Origin of the sequence: Rhodococcus sp. APC 3903, from assembly GCF_030407755.1 — a bacterium.
Classification (GTDB): Bacteria; Actinomycetota; Actinomycetes; order Mycobacteriales; family Mycobacteriaceae; genus Rhodococcus_F; species Rhodococcus_F erythropolis.
Genome location: NZ_JASDCV010000018.1, coordinates 111,844 through 128,742, shown reverse-complemented (window position 1 = coordinate 128,742; position 16,899 = coordinate 111,844). Strand labels below are relative to the sequence as shown.

Here is a 16,899-nt window from a genome sequence, read left to right as displayed (position 1 = left end):
GACAACCTTACACCGTGAGTTTATTATCCAATTAACCTAACAGTGTTCGGGAACGTGGAGGATCAGATGACGCGGGTGTTCGAGAACAAGGCCGATCTCCTGGGGGCGGTCGGTGAAACGCTGGGCTCGAGCGAGTGGGTCGAGGTCACCCGCGAGATGGTCCATCAATTTGCCGACGCGACCGGTGACCATCAGTGGATTCACGTCGACGACGAAAGGGCAAAGCGTGAATCACCTTTCGGCGGTCCGATTGCCCACGGGTATCTGACTCTCTCGCTCCTGCCGCTTCTGTCGAAGTCCGTGTACCGCATCGACGGGGCGAAGATGGTCATCAACTACGGGTCCGACAAGGTTCGATTCCCGAGTCCGGTGCCGGTCGGAGCCAAGGTTCGAAACACTGCAGTGCTCTCCGCGATTGAAGAGTTGCCGAACGGTTCGCTGCAGAGTCAGATCACCAACACCGTCGAGATCGAAGGCGTGGACAAGCCAGCCGTTGTTGCGCAGACCGTCGCACGAATCTTGTTCTGAAATCCTGCCAGAAGAAAGCAGACTCCATATGAATCTCGAATTGACCGGTGAGGAAGTTGCGTTCCGCGAGGAGATGCGAAAGTTCTTCACCACCGAATTCTCGCCCGAACTTCGTGCACGTGCAGCGGGATTCGGAAAGCTGACGCGTGAAGACATCGTTGCGGGCCAACAGATTCTGAACGCACACGGACTGGCGGTTCCGCACTGGCCGGTCGAATGGGGTGGCAAGGACTGGACTCCGGTACAGCGCCACATCTATTCCGAGGAAATGCAGTTGGCGTCGGTACCCAACCCGTTGCCGTTCAACGTGAGCATGGTTGGGCCCGTTATCGCAGCCTTCGGCTCGCAGGAGCAGAAGGAAAAGTTTCTCCCGGCGACGGCTAACGCCGATATCTGGTGGTGCCAAGGTTTTTCGGAACCAGAAGCCGGTTCGGATCTCGCTTCACTCAAGACGGCTGCTGTCCGTGACGGCGCGGATTACATCGTCAACGGTCAGAAGACGTGGACTACTCTCGCGCAGCACGCCGAGTGGATCTTCTGTCTGGTTCGGACAGATGCCAGTGCCCAGAAGCGTCAGGCAGGAATTTCGTTCCTGCTCATCGATTTGGCGACTCCCGGCATCACGATTCGTCCCATCAAACTGATCGACGGCAGCGTCGAGGTCAACGAGGTGTTCTTCGACAACGTCCGTGTTCCTGCGGAAAATCTTGTCGGCGAGGAGAACAAGGGCTGGGACTACGCCAAGTTCCTGCTCGGCAACGAACGCACGGGCGTCACGCGGGTCGGGTTCTCCAAAACTCTTGTCGCCACGGCAAAAGAGAAGGCGCGGGAGGTTCGCGTCGGAACCGGCACCCTCCTCGATGATCCGTTGTTCGCGGCTCGGTTGGCTGAGCTGGAAAACGATTTGCTTGCGCTGGATCTGACTCAACTGCGAGTTGTGGCGAGTTCGGCAGACGGCAAGCCGAACCCGGCGTCCTCGCTGCTCAAGCTCCGCGGCTCCGAATTGCAGCAGGCAGCAACGGAATTGCTGATGGATGTTGCGGGTCCGGACTCGTTGCCGGTGAATACGGTCGAGATCGACTCGCCGGAGTGGGCGCAGCAAGCGGCGCCGCGCTACCTGAACTACCGGAAGGTTTCCATCTACAGCGGATCAAGTGAGGTGCAGCGCTCCATCATTGCCTCCTCGATTCTCGGATTGTGAGCATCTGACATGAATTTCGAACTCGACGACGAGCAGACGATGCTTCGCGACACGACGCGTGAATTGCTCAACCGCAGCTACGACGCGGAGAAGCGCAACGCCACCTCGGCTACTGACGAGGGATGGAATGCCGCGGTGTGGAAGCAGTTCGCGGAGCTTGGGCTGCTCGGCCTGCCGTTCGCGGAGTCTGACGGCGGAATGGGCGCTGGACCGGTCGAGACCATGGTCGTGATGACCGAACTGGGCCGAGCGCTTGCACCCGAGCCGTACTTGGGTGGTGTTCTGATCCCCGGCGGTTTGATCGCGGCTGTCGGTTCGGCAGATCAGCGGGCGCGGCTCCTGCCGGCGCTCAGCGACGGGACCACTCTGTCGGCCTTCGCGCATACGGAACCCGGCACGCGCTGGCCGGTCGCCACCGTCACGACCACGGCGACGCAGTCGGGATCGGGGTGGACTATCACCGGCGTCAAGAACCCGGTCCTGCAGGGCGACAGCGCGCACGTCGTGGTCGTCAGCGCCACACTTCCAGGCGGCGGCACCGGGCTCTTCCTGGTGGATGCGGAGGGCTCAGGTGTCACACGGAGCACGTATGCCACCCACGACGGCCGTCGCGGTGCGCAGTTCACGTTCACCGATGCCGCGGCCGAACCACTTGGTGAGGGCGGCGATGTCACGGCCGCGATCGTCGAAGCGGAGGTCCGGGCGCAGGCAGCTCTGTGCGCCGAGGCGATCGGGATCATGACCGAAGCGCTGCGACTGACGACGGATTACCTGAAGCAGCGCAAGCAGTTCGGCGTTCCGCTCGCGAAGTTCCAGACTTTGACGCATCGGGCTGCCGACATGTACGTGGCGCTCGAGCTGGCGAGCAGCATGAGTCTGTACGCCACCATGTCCATCGCCGACGGCGTGATCGATCCGACCATCGCGTCGCGCGCGAAGCTGGCTGTCGGTCGTGCCGCGCATCAGATCGGTCAGGAAGCAATTCAAATGCACGGTGGTATCGGTATGACAGCCGAGTATCCGGTCGGGCACTATGTCTCGCGGCTGGTGGCCATCGAACACACTTTGGGCGCATCGGACGATCACCTCAGGGTGCTGGCCGGCGGCGTCTCGAACTATTCGATGGTTGACGTCACGGAGTAGATCGGTGGGTGAAGATAACGGGAGGTCATGCGCAGGTCGCGTGGCCTCCCTTGTCTGTGCGGGGGCCGGCCCGCGGTATTCGAGGTCGAGTAAAATTCCTGTGATCAGTCCGAGAAGAGAAAGGGATCGAAGTGACCGCGCATACCGAGCAGCTCGAGTTCCAAGCAGAAACACGTCAGCTGCTGGATCTGATGGTTCATTCAATCTATACGAACAAGGACAGCTTCCTTCGTGAGTTGATCTCCAACGCTTCGGACGCGCTGGACAAGCTCCGCCTCGAGTCTTACCAGGACAAAGACCTCAACGTCGACGTCTCCGATCTGCATATCGAGATCGACATCGACAAGGCAGCACGCACCCTGACCATCCGCGACAACGGCATCGGCATGTCGCGTGACGAGGTCGTCGACCTGATCGGCACGCTCGCCAAGTCCGGCACCGCCGAGGTCCGTCGCAAGCTCAAGGAAGCCAAGGATGCAGCGGCATCGGAAGAACTGATCGGTCAGTTCGGCATCGGCTTCTACTCCACGTTCATGGTGGCGGACAAGGTCACGTTGCTGACCCGCCGCGCCGGTGAAGATCACGCGACGCGCTGGGAGTCGACCGGCGAAGGCACGTACACGCTCGAGCATGTGAACGAGGCGCCGCAGGGCAGCTCCGTGACCCTGCACCTGATGCCCGAGGATTCCGAGAACGGCCTGCACGACTACACGTCGGAATGGAAGATCAAGGAACTGGTCAAGAAGTACTCCGACTTCATCGCGTGGCCTATCCGCATGGATGTCGCTCGTACATCGACGCCGGCCGAGGGCGAAGAGCCCGAGGTCACCATCGAGACCGAGACGATCAACTCGATGAAGGCACTGTGGACTCGCTCCAAGGACGAGGTGTCCGAGGACGAGTACAAGGAGTTCTACAAGCACGTCAGCCACGCCTGGGACGAGCCTCTCGAGGTCATCCCGATGAAGGCCGAAGGTACTTTCGAATACCAAGCGCTGCTGTTCATTCCGTCGACGGCGCCGTTCGATCTGTTCATGCGTGAGCGCAAGGCCGGCATCCACCTCTATGTCAAGCGCGTCTTCATCATGGACGACTGCGAAGAGTTGGTGCCCGATTACCTGCGCTTCGTCAAGGGCGTGGTCGACGCACAAGACCTCTCGCTCAACGTCTCTCGTGAAATTCTGCAGCAGGACCGGCAGATCGCTGCCATCCGTCGTCGTCTGACCAAGAAGGTCCTCTCGACCATCAAGGACATGAAGGCGAACGAGCCCGAGAAGTACTCGACCTTCTGGACCGAGTTCGGACGCGCGCTCAAGGAAGGCCTGATGGCCGATGCCGACAACCGCAAGACGCTGCTCGACATCTCTTCGTTTGCCTCGACCAACAGCGAAGAGGGCGTGACCACTCTCGCCGAGTACGTGGAGCGCATGAAGGACGGCCAGGAACAGATCTACTTCATGACGGGCGAATCCCGTCACCTCATCGAAAGCTCCCCGCACATGGAGGCTTTCAAGGCCAAGGGCCTCGAGGTTCTGGTTCTCACCGACCCGGTGGACGAGATGTGGGTCGACGCTGTCTCGGACTTCGACGGCAAGACCTTCCAGTCGATCGCCAAGGGCGAGGTCGACCTCGACACCGAGGACGAGAAGAAGGCGGCCGAGGCCGAGCGCGAAGAGAAGGAGAAGGAATTCGGCGAGCTGCTGACGTGGCTGACCGAAACCCTGTCCGACGACATCAAGGAAACGCGTCTCTCGACGCGACTGACCACCTCGGCTGCCTGCATCGTCGGCGACGCGTTCAGCATGTCTCCGACGCTCGAGAAGATGTACAAGGCTTCGGGTCAGCCTGTTCCGCACAGCAAGCGCATCCTCGAGCTCAACCCGGAGCACCCGCTTGTCTCGGGTCTTCGGGAGGCGCAGGCCGCCAACGACAATGCGGAGAACCTGACTGAGACGGCTCAGTTGCTCTACGGCATGGCGTTGCTTGCCGAGGGCGGCGAGCTGAGCGACCCGGCGCACTTCACGCGCCTGCTGGCCGATCGTTTGGCCCGCACAGTCTGATCTCGTTCTAGCTCGCTCGAAGTCCCGGCACTCACCCTCATTGGTGAGTGCCGGGAGTTTTTTCTTTGATCGTTTTCTAATGAGGACCGTTTCTGTCCGCAATGACTTCTAACGTAGTTCTCACAGGGCAAAGAACCCACGAGCGAAGGAAAAACATCATGAACGCACCGACCACCACCGTCACCGGCGAGCGCGCGGATCTCCTCCAGAGCCTGCGTCAACATCGTGAATTCCTTCTCTTCACGGTCAAGGACCTCACCGACGAGCAGGCTGCTTCGAGGCCGACCGTGAGCGAACTGTGCCTAGGCGGATTGATCAAGCATGTGGGTCAGGCGGAGAAGGGTTGGGTCGACTTCATTCTGGAAGGCCCGGCCGGACTTGGCGGGGACTTCGACCCGACCCAGTGGTCGGAAGAGATGCAACAGGAACGGGCGAACGAATTTGCCATGGTCGAGGGTGAAACCTTGGCAAGCATCGTTTCCGAGTACGAAGGGATCGCGGCCAGGACCGACCAGTTGGTGGCCTCGCTGGACAGCCTCGACATCTCTCATCCACTTCCGAGCGCTCCGTGGTTCGAAGCCGGCGCTCGCTGGTCAGCGCGGCGCGCATTGCTGCACATCATCGCCGAGACGGCCCAGCATGCGGGCCACGCAGACATGCTTCGTGAAGCCATCGACGGATCCAAGACGATGGGTTGATCGACAGCTCGATCAACCGGGATGTTTACACATCACACAAATATGTAACACTAGTGTCTATGAGCACCGAAAAGTCTGCCTTGCAACCGCCGATGCAGTGGGACGCCTGGGGCGATCCGGCCAAGAAGCGTGAACTGTCGGACGCAGTCACATCATTGTTGACCGGATTTCTCGGTGTGTCCGCACCGACTCGCTCGCGCCTCGCCATCGAAGACGTTCAGGTGACTCCGTCCGCCCTGGCTCAGTCGCACGTCGAGGCGCTGGCTGGGCTGGTCGGGGCCGAGTACGTCAGCACCGAGGATTCGGATCGAATCCTTCGGGCCGGTGGCAAGAGCACCCCGGATCTGCTTCGCCGTCGTAGCGCCGAGCCGCAGGACGCACCGGACGCAGTCGTCACTCCAGGGACAGACGCAGAGGTCGAGCAGGTTCTCCGATACTGCTCTGCCAACCGGATCGCAGTGGTCCCGTTCGGTGGTGGCACCAGCGTCGTCGGCGGGCTCGATCCCATTCGTGACGGGTTCGACGCAGTTCTATCTCTCGATCTGCGCAGGTTCGATCAGCTCGTCGGGTTGGACGAGGAATCGGGCATCGCGACGTTCGGCGGCGGAACCACCGGCCCACGGGCCGAGGAGCTTCTGCGTGAGCACGGTTTCTCGGTCGGGCACTTCCCACAGAGCTTCCTGTTCGCCACTCTGGGCGGGTTTGCCGCCACCCGGTCTTCGGGGCAGGCGTCGGCTGGATACGGACGTTTCGAGGACATGGTTCAGGGCCTCACCGTTGTCACCCCGAGTGGTGTGATCGAGACCGGGCGTGCGCCGGCATCTGCCGCAGGTCCCGATCTGGGTGAGCTTTTTGTCGGCTCCGAGGGGACATTCGGCGTCATCACGCACGTGCGTGTGCGGGTTCACCGCCTGCCCGAGACCACCGTGCGCGAAGGGTGGAGCTTCCCCGACTTCGCCACCGGCGCAGCAGCATTGCGTGAGCTGGTCCAGGAAGGATCGGCTCCGACAGTATTGCGGTTGTCCGACGAGGCCGAGAGTGGCGTGAATCTGGCGACTACCGACAAGATCGGCGAGAACGCTTTCACGGGTGGTTGCCTCGGCATCACCACCTACGAGGGCACCGCTTCGCACACCGCTGAACGGATGGCGGAGGCCCGAGCAATTCTCACCGCTCACGGCGGCACGTCTCTCGGCGAGGAGCCCGGAAACAGCTGGGAACACGGGCGATTCGATGCGCCGTATCTGCGTGACGCTCTGCTCGACGTCGGCGCACTGTGTGAAACCCTCGAGACAGCAACCACCTGGGGTAACCTCGCGAACTTGCGCTCCTCGGTCACCGAAGCGCTGACCAAGGCTCTCGTCGAGCAGGGGACTCAGCCGCTCGTCATGTGCCACATTTCTCACACGTACAAGACCGGTGCTTCGCTGTACTTCACAGTAGTCAGCGCGCAGACCGAGGATCCGATCGCTCAGTGGCACAAGGCGAAAACTGCCGCTGGCGATGCGATCATCGCCGCCGGTGGCACGATCACCCATCATCACGCAGTCGGAGCTGACCATCGCCCGTGGATGAAGGACGAGATCGGCGAATTGGGCGCGAATATCCTTCGCGCAGTGAAGAATGCAGTTGACCCTGCCGGCATCCTCAATCCTGGAAAGCTGATTCCGTGACCGAAACCCGCAGTCAGATCGAGAAGGTTACCGTCCTGATCAATCCGATGGCGGGACATGGTCACGCGCCTGCGGCCGGACGCAAAGGTGTTGCGCGACTGCGTGCTCGGGGAGTTGCCGTCACCGAGATTATCGGAACCGATGCCGACGACGCCAAGAAGTTGGCGCGTCGTGCGATCGAGGAGGGTACCGACGCGCTGGTGGTGGTCGGCGGTGACGGTGCCATCAGCATCGGATTGCAGGCTGCCGCGTTGACCGATACTCCTATCGGACTCATCCCGGCGGGCACCGGTAACGATCACGCCCGTGAGTTCGGCATTCCCACAGGCGATCCCGAGGCAGCCGCCGATGTGATCGCCGACGGCGTCGTGCAGCAGTCCGACCTGGCGAAGATCACGCTTGCCGACGGTTCCGTCGTCTGGTCGGGAACGATCATCGCGAGCGGATTCGATTCGCTGGTCAGTGAACGGGCCAATCGGATGTCGTGGCCCAAGGGACCGATGCGCTACAACTTGGCGATGCTCGCCGAGTTGGCGAAGATGAAGCCGCTGCCGTACCGGATCGAACTCGACGACGAGGTCATCACGGTGGACGCGACGCTCGTGGCTGTCGGCAACGGCCGCTCGTACGGTGGCGGCATGCTCATCACTCCGGGCGCGTCGAAGTCTGATGGGTTGCTGGATCTGACCGTCGTCGGGCACGGTTCGAGGTTGCGTCTGGTGCGCCTGTTTCCGCGGGTGTACAAGGGAACTCACGTCTCCTTGGATGCGGTACAGACGTATCGGTCGAAGAAGGTCCGGTTGGTCTCCGAGGGCATCATCGCCTACGCGGACGGCGATCGGGTGGGGCCGTTGCCCATCACGATCGAGGCAGTTCCCATGGCGCTCAACATCTTGACGCACACTCGGATCTGAGTTGGTTCTGCCGGTCACGCGGTAGCAGTGGTGTAAGACTTCTCGGATGAACGAATCGAGGAAGTCGGTGCACCGCCGCACTGCGTGGACGTCGGAGCGGTGGCAGCTCACCACCGACATCCCCTTGACCGCTGCGGCCGGCCTGTTCTTGGTGGCGTACGCGTACCAAGTCCTGGCGCAACCGACTGGCTTCCCGCATCGCCTGACCGAAATGGATCATGTGGGCCGCGTGGTTCGTATTTGCCGTCGACTACGCAGTTCGCCTGTGGTTGGCTCCTGCACGCGGTCGCTGGTTCGTCAGGCATCTCTTGGATTTGGCGATGGTGGTGCTACCCATGCTGCGTCCCTTGCGCCTCCTTCGATTGGTCACCCTGCTTGCAATAGTCCACCGCTCGAGCGGGCAAAGCTTGCGTGGACGAGTGGTTGTTTACGCCACCGGGGCTACGGCCTTGCTGATCGGTGTCGCGGCACTGGCCATGCTCGACGCCGAGCGGCACGCTGAGGGCGCCGCCATCACGTCGTACGGGACGGCGTTGTGGTGGGCGATGGAGACGGTTACGACCGTCGGTTACGGAGACATGGCTCCTGTCACTACAACCGGGCGCCTGATCGCCGGAGCGTTGATGATCGGCGGAATTGCATTGCTGGGCATCGTGACTGCCACACTCGCTTCCTGGTTGGTCGAGCGAGTGGCGGAACAGGACGAGGCAGGGCAGGCCGCGACGCGTAAGCAGGTGGCAGATCTGTCCGTGGAGGTCCGAGCTTTGGCCACCCGCACGCACCGAGTCGATCTCGCGTCCGTCGATACCGATTCGCTGCGTCGCGAACTGGCGTCGAGGGGAGTCGTGGCGCAGCATGCACCTTCGGACAATTGACCCGCAGTACAGCAAACAATAGAACGATGGTCTGATAATCTTGCGTGATGGTGGCGACCCATGGATTCCAGCGCGCGCGCAGGCCCGAGCAGATCGAAGCACGTCGGTGCGCGATTCTCGACGCAGCTCGCGCGATGCTCGGGTCCAAGCCAGTCGCAGACATCAGTCTGCGTGAGCTCAGTGAGAGCGTCGGCCTCGCGAAGTCGAACGTGCTCCGGTACTTCGACAGTCGCGAGGCCATCTTTCTCGAAGTGCTCGACGAGAACTGGGTAGCGTGGCTGGACGGGTTGTCCGAGTCGTTGACTTCGACCGGTGGCGACTCACCGTTTGCCGCTGAAATTCATGTGGCATCCGCGGTTGCGGAATCGCTTGTCTCACAGCGATTACTGTGCGAGTTGATGAGTGTCATGGCCGGTGTCCTCGAAAGAAACATCTCCGTCGACTTCGCCCGTGACTTCAAGAAGCGGGCGACGGTCAACTCGGGAAGGTTTGCGTCGCTGGTTCATTCGCAACTGCCCCATCTCTCGGAGGGCGACGCCGCTCAATTCGCCAAGGTAACCCTGGTGATCGTTGCCGGCTTGTGGCCGACTGCCGAGCCGACTGAATCCATGGTCGTCGTACTGAACGAGATGCAGGCGCCCCCGGCCTCCGACATGTTCGCAGTCGGCCTGCGTGAAGGTCTGATCAACCAGCTCGTCGGGTTGTCGGCGCGAGCGGCAACCCGAACGAGCTGAGAACGATCAGGCGCTGTGCAGCGTCAGAACGGTTATCTCGCTCGGTGCGAACACCCTGAAGGGTGGACCCCAGAATCCGGTTCCCCGGCTGGTGTACAGCTGCGTACGTTCTCCGTGCCTGGTAAGCCCGTGCACCGACGGTTGATCGAGTTTCACCAGAAAGTTGAAGGGCCAGATCTGTCCGCCGTGGGTATGACCGGCGAGCTGCAGATCCACTCCCGCGGAAGCGGACTGAGTAACCTGCTTCGGTTGGTGGGCGAGCATCAGGATCGGCAATTCGGGGTCGGAGCCGGCCAGGGCCATGTCGAAGTTCGCGCCGTGCCCGTCCAGTTTCGATCCCAACGCTGTCGCATCGTCGACTCCGGCGATGACCAGTCTGTCTCCGCCCTTGGTGACGACGAGGTGGCGGTTGTGCAGCGCGTCCCAGCCGATCGAGGTCATGTAGTCGAGCCACTCCTGAGCCTCGTGGAAGTACTCGTGATTGCCGGTCACGTAGACGCGAGCGAGCCCGGCTTCGACCGATGCGAGGGGGGTCGCTTGGCCGAGGCGCTGCTCTACCGTTCCGTCGGCGATGTCACCGACGTGGGCCACGATGTCGGCGTCGAGATCGTTGACTGCCGCGATCACGCGCTCGGACCACTTCTCGCGATTGATCGGCCCGAAGTGAGTGTCGGTGATCGCGACTACCCGAAGTTTGTCCATCCCCGCACCAAGGCGGGGGATGGTGACGTCGACCTGCTTGATCCGTGGCAGTCTCATGGCTTCCCGGTAGCCCCAGATCAGCAGAAGGGCCGAGATGATCAGTGCGGCAACGGCGACAATTCTCGATCGAAGCGGGTCATCCACGCCGCCGACGAGCAGTCCGAGCCTCAGAACTTCGCCGAGCAGGGTCCACACGAACACGACCCAGATGATTCCGAGGAGGGCGTCGCCGATCAGGCGAACTGGATCGCGGTCGGTGTGTCCGTGGCTGAGCACCATGCTCGCAGGCAGGGCGATCAAGAGGGCGGCAAACAGAACGGTGCCGAAAACTGCCACCGCCGTCGGCCAGTCCGGCCGGATGAACAAGCTCCACCATGGGTACACGAACAACAGAGCCAAGATCGACGCGACAATCGCGGATATGGCAACGATCCGCAACGGTCTGCGGCGCGGAACTCGAGCGACGTCGGTCGCCTGGGGTGTAGTCACCCCGTCCAGAGTAAAGGTCCACTGGTCTATTAACAAGGGGACAGTGGTCCGCTATCGGGATGTCGGTGTTCTCGGATAGATTTCCGAACGTTGAAACTCGGCCAGTGATCAGGTGGGTGGCGCATGGAGAAGTACGACGTCAAGAAGGCATACAAGGATCTCTACTCGCCTGGGCGCCGCGATTTTGCCCTCGTGACCGTTCCCCGCTTCGGCTACTTCGCCGTCGACGGTCACGGCGACCCCAACACTGCCACCGAGTACTCCGAGGCGCTCGAAGCGCTGTATTCGGTGTCCTACTCGGCAAAATTCGCTAGCAAGAAGGAATTGGATCGCGACTTCGTCGTTGGCCCGCTGGAAGGGTTGTGGCGGGCAGATGATCCCGAGGTGTTCGTGACACGGGACAAGGCGGCTTGGGATTGGACGATGATGATCTCGCAGCCGGAGTGGATCACGGCGGCCGAACTGTCTGCGGCGATTACAGCAGTCCGAGCCAAAGCCGTCCGGGCCAAGAAGAACGTGGCCGCTCTGGACAAGGTCAGGTTCCTCGAATTGGAGGAGGGCCTGTCCGTCCAGATTCTTCACGTAGGTTCCTACGACGACGAGGCCCCCACCTTGGACCGCTTGCACAACACGTTCATCCCGTCGAACGGCTTCAGTTTCAACGGCGATCATCACGAGATCTACCTCAGTGATGCGCGCCGGACGCCGCCCGAGAAACTGAAGACGGTTCTGCGTCAGCCTGTTTCGAGGTAGTAATCAGGGCTCGAGGCCGCGCAACTTCTCGAGGTCGCGTCGCTCGCGCTTGGTCGGTCTGCCGGCGCCACGATCACGTCGCGGAATGGACGCGATCAGTTCGGGCGGTGGTGGGGGCGGCGAATTGTCCTGCAGGCAATCGGCGGCCAGCACCGCGCTGACTCGCTTCGTGATCGGCTTGACCACGACGACAATGCGTTCGATGCCGGATACACGCACCCGCACCTCGTCGCCGGCTTTCACCTGCTGAGCCGCCTTTGCCGACGTTCCATTGACCCGAACGTGTCCCGATCGGCAGGCCGTCGCCGCCTGCGAGCGTGTCTTGAACAGCCGAACCGCCCACGTCCAGCTGTCCACGCGGACACTGATCGCGTCGGAGGGGAGTTGGGCTGGCACGCACTCCAGCCTACCGACGAGTGCTCACAGACCCTGCGCGCGGATGCCCGAGTAGGCGCGCGGTGCATACCGCAGTCGTAGCGGCAGCAGATGCCAGAACCGATCTGTCAATGTCAGGAAGCGGGCGAACCAGAAGTACATCCGTTCGTCGCGCGGCGTCCATTCCCATTCAAGGGTCTTGCGTGCCTTCTCCGGCATCAGTGCCTTGCCGATCCAGTTCGCCACGGCCATCGTGGGGCGAGAGCTAAGACGCCACAGCCACGTCGGAACCTTCGGAGCCGGTGCGATGTCGTGCTCGGCGATGCGCGTCGACCATTTTGTGGTGTGGGTGTTGATCAGGTGGTTGTCGAGCATGTCTTCCCAATACGTGCGGAAGCTGGCGTAATCGTCGAAAGCCGGTCGATCGGTGAGTCCGTAACAGCGCCACCAGGTTACGGCCTCACGGACAAGTTGGTCCTTCTGCTCCTGCGTGAACTTCTTGTACGCGAATCGCTCGTTGAAATCGAGAATCACCTCGAAGAACGTGACGTGTGTCCACCAGAAAGTGTCAGGAGTGAGGGCATGGTAGCGCCCGCCGGTTTCGTCGATTCCTTTGAGATCGGTGTGGAAGTTGCGAACGAGCGTGCCTGTGTCCTCTTCGGTCCGGTCGTACACGACGCCGTAGATGGGCGGCAGTGAGCGGAACAGGCGGTCGAGCGGGTTGTCGAAGAAATTCGAATGATCTTGCAGCGCTCCGCTTACCGCGGGGTGCATGTTCTGCAGGGTGCCTGCGCGTCCGAGGTACAGCAGGCCGCGAACGTCGCCGAAGTGTGTCCATGTCAGAGAGCCGGGGCCGATCGGATCGGCTCGTAGTTCTCGAGGCTTCGATCGACGAGTGCCCGTGTCTGCGTCGCTGCTCATCTGGGTGCCCCTCCGCCTGCCATCATGTGACAACGGTTGTTGTCACATGATGACTTTTACTGCGCTACGCGAATTTGTCAATCGATTCGACAAGATCTGTCCGAAAACAACTCCGGCCCCTCACCTGCAACAGGTGAGGGGCCGGAAGAGTGAAGCGGTCGGACTCAGGCGTATTCGTAGAACCCGCGACCGGTCTTCTTGCCGAGACGACCGGCGTCGACCATGCGGCGAAGCAGCGCCGGCGGAGCGTAGTGCGGTTCTGCGAATTCCGCGTACAGGGACTCTGCCGCTGCGAGGGCAATGTCGAGACCGACGGTGTCGAGCAGCGTCAGCGGACCCATCGGGTAACCGCAGCCGCCCTTCATGGCCTCGTCGATGTCTTCTGCTGTGGCGTAGCCGGATTCGAGCATCCGGACTGCCTGGCACAGGTAAGGGATGAGCAGAGCGTTGACGATGAAGCCCGAGCGGTCGCCCGCGCGAACCGTCTTCTTACGCAACGTGTTCTTGGCGTAGTCGGTGACGGCGAGGACGGTCTCTTCGGACGTCGTGAGGCTGACCACGATCTCCACGAGCGGCATGACCGGCACGGGGTTGAAGAAGTGAACGCCCACAACCTGGCCAGGGCGCGAGGTGGCCTTGGCGATCTTGATGACGGGGATCGACGAGGTGTTGGTCGCCAGAATGCCTGCAGGCTTGACGATCTTGTCGAGCTTGCCGAAGATCTCGTACTTGAGAGCTTCGATCTCGGGAGCCGCCTCGATCACCAGGTCGCGATCGGCGAACTCTTCCATGTCCAGGGTGACGCGAACGCGTGCGATGGCGGCGTCGGCGTCTTCCTGCGTGATCTTGCCCTTGGCTACGCCGCGGTTGATCGACTTGGCGATCCGTTCGCGAGCAGCGGCGGCAAATTCTTCCTTGGTTTCGAGCACCAGTACCGAGCTACCGGCTTTTGCACAAACTTCGGCAATGCCGGCACCCATGGTGCCGCCGCCGATTACGCCTACGAGTTCCACGATTCTCCTCAAGATTCTTCAGACAGGGGTCAAGCCCCCGTGCGCGGTTAAGGAGTCTATGGACTGCCTGACCGCGCACAGGGCCGGAGGCCCTACTTCAGTAGCGCACGCGACATCACGACGCGCTGAATCTGGTTGGTGCCTTCGTAGATCTGCGTGATCTTGGCGTCGCGCATCATGCGCTCGACCGGGAAGTCGGTGGTGTAGCCGGCGCCACCGAACAGCTGCACGGCGTCGGTGGTGACCTCCATGGCAACGTCCGAAGCGAAGCACTTCGCCGCAGCGGAGATGAAACCGAGGTTCTTCTCGCCGCGCTCGGCGCGAGCAGCGGAGGTGTAGACCATCAGACGTGCGGCTTCGACCTTCATTGCCATGTCCGCGAGCATGAACTGAACAGCCTGGAAGTCGCTGATGGACTTGCCGAACTGCTTGCGATCCTTGGTGTATGCCAGAGCCGCGTCGAGTGCGCCCTGGGCCAGGCCGACAGCCTGAGCGCCGATGGTGGGACGCGTGTGGTCGAGGGTCTCGAGTGCCGTCTTGAAGCCGGTGCCCGGTTCGCCGATGATGCGGTCACCGGGGATGCGGCAGTTCTCGAAGTACAGCTCAGCGGTGGGGGAGCCCTTGATGCCGAGCTTCTTTTCCTTCGGTCCGACGACAAAGCCCTCGTCGTCCTTGTGGACCATGAAAGAGGAGATGCCGTTTGCGCCCTTGTCGGGATCGGTGACAGCCATGACGGTGTACCAGGTCGACTTGCCGCCGTTGGTGATCCAGCACTTGGAACCGTTGAGGATCCAGTCGTCGCCGTCAGCCTTCGCGCGGGTACGCATCGAAGCGGCGTCGGATCCGGCTTCACGCTCGGACAGTGCGTACGACGCCATTCCGCCGTTCACGAGGTCCGGGAGCACCTTGGACTTGAGCTCTTCGGAACCCTTGAGGATCAGGCCCATGGTGCCGAGCTTGTTCACGGCGGGGATCAGCGAGGAGGAGCCACAGACGCGGGCGACTTCCTCGATGACGATGCAGGTGGCGACGGAGTCGGCGCCCTGGCCGTCGTAAGCCTCGGGAACGTGGATTGCGTTGAAGCCCGACGCGTTGAGAGCGGTGAGTGCTTCCTCGGGAAAGCGTGCGTTCTCGTCGACGTCCTTGGCGTACGGCGCGATTTCCTTCTCGGAGAGTCCGCGGATAGCAGCCCGCAGTTCGTCGTGCTCTTCGTTCAACGCGAAGAGATTGAAATCCGGGTTTCCTGCCATGGGAACGCTCCTTGGTGAAGGTGGCTTGAAGGCGGTCGGTGCGGCTCCGGCGTTACCGACGAGATTCGCGGACAGACCGGTGCCAATGACCCCAGTCAAACACGGCACTGAGTGCCAGGTCAAGGGATGGGCGTGTGAAGTTCCGGTGCACGATCGGTGTCAGCCGAGTTGTTCGTGGATTTTTCTGCTGATCTCCTCGGCGGAGGTGCCCGGGGGAAATGCCACTACCAGCACAGACTTCGATTCTGGCGTGCTGGTCTTGGACCCGGGTGCCACGCCGTACGTCCGCCGAACGTCGAGCAATGCCTGGCTCAGCGCTTCGGCTGTGGCGTCTTCGTCGCCTTTGATCATGCTTCGCAAGAGGTAGTTGTGGCACGCGGTGACAGCTGCGGCAAAACCGACAACCTCGAGGACCGGTTCGCGGGGAACAGCGCTGCGCAGGTAGTCGACGAATAGGCGCTCATAGCGGAATCCGGTGACGAGTTCGCGGTCGCGAAGAGCTGGAACATGCTGTACGACGCGGTATCGCCGCATCGAAAGGTCACGGTTCCGGCGGAAGAAATCGAAGACCAGTCCCGCGGCCTCGCACACGGACGCCCAGGGGTCGGCGGAATCGGACGCGAGGAACTCGGCGACGTGTTCGAGGAGGGACTCGTGATCGGCGAAGATCACGTCTTCCTTGGAGCGGAACTGCCGGAAGAACGTCCGGCGCGACACACCGGCGGCAGCGGCGATCTGCTCGACGGTGGTGGCTTCGTACCCGTTCTCCGAGAACAACCGGATCGCTTGAGACGCGACGTGTACCCGAAACTGTGCGGGGTCAGTTCCGGGCAGGTCTGCGCGTTCACTCATGGGGACAAGTATTGCGCCTGTTCGCGCCATCCCGGTGTGGCGGGCAGCAACCGCATGCCGATCGGTTCCATCTCAACGGTGTGCGGTGGACGTGAATTGGTAGGTTGCCGCCTCGACGATCTCGTCAGGGGTAATAGCGATCTCCTCGTTCAGCCACGCGGTGACCAATTCGGCAAGGCCCCCGACGAAGAGCAGTCCGTTGATCTGACCTTGATGAGATGGCCAAGCTCGGTCGCCGTACATTCGCGAGGCTTCGTCCGCGACCATTTGCGCGAAGCCGTGCAGTACCGCGCGCCGGTGTGCGCGAAGGGGCTCGTATGCAGCGGATTCGATCATTGCCACACGCCCCTTGCGGGGATCGTCGGTGAGGAGGGTGACGAACGACGCGATGGCATCTCGTACGCGCTGCTCGAGCGTCCCGTCGCTCGCTCGTAGTGCGGTCAGGCCGGCGTCGCGAACCTCGTCGGCAATTCCGTCCAGGATTGTTTTCAGCAGTTCGTCTCTGCTGGAAAAACTTTCGTAAAAGTAGCGTTCCGTCAACTTGGCTCGCGCACAGATCGCGGTCATCGTGGCGCCTCGACTGCCTGCGACAGCGAATAGTTCCAGCCCTGCCTCTAGCAAGCTCTCGCGCCGCAATGCTGAGCGCTGGTCGCCGCTGAGGCCGGCATACCGCCGCGGCGTCGGAGAAGTCATAGGTCGATATTGACAGACGCAACCA

At 61.8% G+C, this 16,899-nt stretch carries 16 protein-coding genes and 1 pseudogene; 10 read left to right on the top strand and 7 right to left on the bottom strand.

Going from position 1 to position 16,899, the window contains the following annotated elements:
• Positions 1 to 66 precede the first annotated feature (66 nt).
• The 9 genes and pseudogenes from QMA15_RS24015 (at position 67) to QMA15_RS23975 (ending at position 9,826) form a co-directional block, all read left to right on the top strand.
• A complete protein-coding gene (locus QMA15_RS24015) occupies positions 67 to 528 on the top strand; it encodes a MaoC family dehydratase (protein WP_020909091.1) in 462 nt (153 codons plus the stop codon).
• Between the two features lie 28 nt (positions 529 to 556).
• Positions 557 to 1,729, top strand: a complete 1,173-nt coding sequence (locus tag QMA15_RS24010) for an acyl-CoA dehydrogenase family protein (RefSeq protein ID WP_019745256.1) — start codon at positions 557 to 559, stop codon at positions 1,727 to 1,729.
• 9 nt (positions 1,730 to 1,738) lie between these two features.
• On the top strand, positions 1,739 to 2,872 hold the full coding sequence (locus QMA15_RS24005) for an acyl-CoA dehydrogenase family protein (RefSeq protein ID WP_092764378.1): 1,134 nt from the start codon (positions 1,739 to 1,741) through the stop codon (positions 2,870 to 2,872).
• 131 nt (positions 2,873 to 3,003) lie between these two features.
• Entirely contained in the window at positions 3,004 to 4,932 is a 1,929-nt protein-coding gene (gene htpG / locus QMA15_RS24000; protein ID WP_020909088.1) for a molecular chaperone HtpG, read from the top strand.
• Positions 4,933 to 5,090: 158 nt separating this feature from the next.
• Positions 5,091 to 5,630, top strand: a complete 540-nt coding sequence (locus QMA15_RS23995) for a DinB family protein (RefSeq protein ID WP_097386903.1) — start codon at positions 5,091 to 5,093, stop codon at positions 5,628 to 5,630.
• 92 nt (positions 5,631 to 5,722) lie between these two features.
• Positions 5,723 to 7,303 carry an FAD-binding oxidoreductase gene (locus tag QMA15_RS23990; RefSeq protein ID WP_290286956.1) on the top strand — a complete coding sequence of 527 codons (1,581 nt, stop codon included), beginning with the start codon at positions 5,723 to 5,725 and terminating at the stop codon, positions 7,301 to 7,303.
• Complete coding sequence (locus QMA15_RS23985) at positions 7,300 to 8,217, top strand: diacylglycerol kinase (protein WP_003940547.1); 918 nt, start codon at positions 7,300 to 7,302, stop codon at positions 8,215 to 8,217. Before QMA15_RS23990 ends, QMA15_RS23985 begins: the two co-directional genes overlap by 4 nt.
• A 46-nt stretch (positions 8,218 to 8,263) precedes the next feature.
• Positions 8,264 to 9,092, top strand: a pseudogene (locus QMA15_RS23980) (ion channel).
• 47 nt (positions 9,093 to 9,139) lie between these two features.
• Positions 9,140 to 9,826, top strand: coding sequence for a TetR family transcriptional regulator (locus QMA15_RS23975; protein WP_134999043.1), 687 nt, complete (start codon positions 9,140 to 9,142; stop codon positions 9,824 to 9,826).
• A 6-nt stretch (positions 9,827 to 9,832) separates the two neighbouring features.
• On the opposite strand, the gene QMA15_RS23970 is transcribed toward QMA15_RS23975, so the two are convergent.
• Positions 9,833 to 11,017 (bottom strand): metallophosphoesterase, encoded by a 1,185-nt coding sequence (locus QMA15_RS23970; RefSeq protein ID WP_020970747.1) that lies wholly within the window; start codon positions 11,015 to 11,017, stop codon positions 9,833 to 9,835.
• A gap of 123 nt (positions 11,018 to 11,140) precedes the next feature.
• Here QMA15_RS23970 and QMA15_RS23965 point away from each other — a divergent pair, with 123 nt between their 5' ends.
• Positions 11,141 to 11,770, top strand: a complete 630-nt coding sequence (locus QMA15_RS23965; RefSeq protein ID WP_020970746.1) for a GyrI-like domain-containing protein — start codon at positions 11,141 to 11,143, stop codon at positions 11,768 to 11,770.
• Between the two features lie 3 nt (positions 11,771 to 11,773).
• Here the strand turns inward: QMA15_RS23965 and QMA15_RS23960 are convergent, their stop codons facing one another.
• The 6 genes from QMA15_RS23960 to QMA15_RS23935 form a co-directional block, all read right to left on the bottom strand.
• A complete protein-coding gene (locus QMA15_RS23960; protein WP_029256216.1) occupies positions 11,774 to 12,166 on the bottom strand; it encodes a S4 domain-containing protein in 393 nt (130 codons plus the stop codon).
• 24 nt (positions 12,167 to 12,190) lie between these two features.
• On the bottom strand, positions 12,191 to 13,066 hold the full coding sequence (locus QMA15_RS23955) for an oxygenase MpaB family protein (protein ID WP_020970744.1): 876 nt from the start codon (positions 13,064 to 13,066) through the stop codon (positions 12,191 to 12,193).
• A gap of 164 nt (positions 13,067 to 13,230) precedes the next feature.
• Positions 13,231 to 14,079 carry a 3-hydroxybutyryl-CoA dehydrogenase gene (locus tag QMA15_RS23950; RefSeq protein WP_020909078.1) on the bottom strand — a complete coding sequence of 283 codons (849 nt, stop codon included), beginning with the start codon at positions 14,077 to 14,079 and terminating at the stop codon, positions 13,231 to 13,233.
• 92 nt (positions 14,080 to 14,171) lie between these two features.
• Entirely contained in the window at positions 14,172 to 15,329 is a 1,158-nt protein-coding gene (locus tag QMA15_RS23945; protein WP_003939784.1) for an acyl-CoA dehydrogenase, read from the bottom strand.
• A 159-nt stretch (positions 15,330 to 15,488) separates the two neighbouring features.
• Positions 15,489 to 16,181: a TetR family transcriptional regulator gene (locus QMA15_RS23940; protein ID WP_024487439.1), complete on the bottom strand. Its 693-nt coding sequence runs from the start codon at positions 16,179 to 16,181 to the stop codon at positions 15,489 to 15,491.
• A gap of 72 nt (positions 16,182 to 16,253) precedes the next feature.
• Positions 16,254 to 16,874 (bottom strand): TetR/AcrR family transcriptional regulator, encoded by a 621-nt coding sequence (locus tag QMA15_RS23935; protein ID WP_024487440.1) that lies wholly within the window; start codon positions 16,872 to 16,874, stop codon positions 16,254 to 16,256.
• Positions 16,875 to 16,899: the final 25 nt, after the last annotated feature.

Excerpts from the sequence above, each read along its gene's own strand:
- QMA15_RS23995 (WP_097386903.1), top strand. The coding sequence starts at position 5,091 with ATGAACGCACCGACCACCACCGTCACCGGCGAGCGCGCGGATCTCCTC.
- QMA15_RS23945 (WP_003939784.1), bottom strand. The coding sequence starts at position 15,329 with ATGGCAGGAAACCCGGATTTCAATCTCTTCGCGTTGAACGAAGAGCAC.
- QMA15_RS23975 (WP_134999043.1), top strand. The coding sequence starts at position 9,140 with ATGGTGGCGACCCATGGATTCCAGCGCGCGCGCAGGCCCGAGCAGATC.
- QMA15_RS23955 (WP_020970744.1), bottom strand. The coding sequence starts at position 13,066 with ATGAGCAGCGACGCAGACACGGGCACTCGTCGATCGAAGCCTCGAGAA.
- QMA15_RS23935 (WP_024487440.1), bottom strand. The coding sequence starts at position 16,874 with ATGACTTCTCCGACGCCGCGGCGGTATGCCGGCCTCAGCGGCGACCAG.
- QMA15_RS23965 (WP_020970746.1), top strand. The coding sequence starts at position 11,141 with ATGGAGAAGTACGACGTCAAGAAGGCATACAAGGATCTCTACTCGCCT.
- QMA15_RS24005 (WP_092764378.1), top strand. The coding sequence starts at position 1,739 with ATGAATTTCGAACTCGACGACGAGCAGACGATGCTTCGCGACACGACG.
- QMA15_RS24015 (WP_020909091.1), top strand. The coding sequence starts at position 67 with ATGACGCGGGTGTTCGAGAACAAGGCCGATCTCCTGGGGGCGGTCGGT.
- QMA15_RS23940 (WP_024487439.1), bottom strand. The coding sequence starts at position 16,181 with ATGAGTGAACGCGCAGACCTGCCCGGAACTGACCCCGCACAGTTTCGG.
- QMA15_RS23990 (WP_290286956.1), top strand. The coding sequence starts at position 5,723 with ATGCAGTGGGACGCCTGGGGCGATCCGGCCAAGAAGCGTGAACTGTCG.
- QMA15_RS24010 (WP_019745256.1), top strand. The coding sequence starts at position 557 with ATGAATCTCGAATTGACCGGTGAGGAAGTTGCGTTCCGCGAGGAGATG.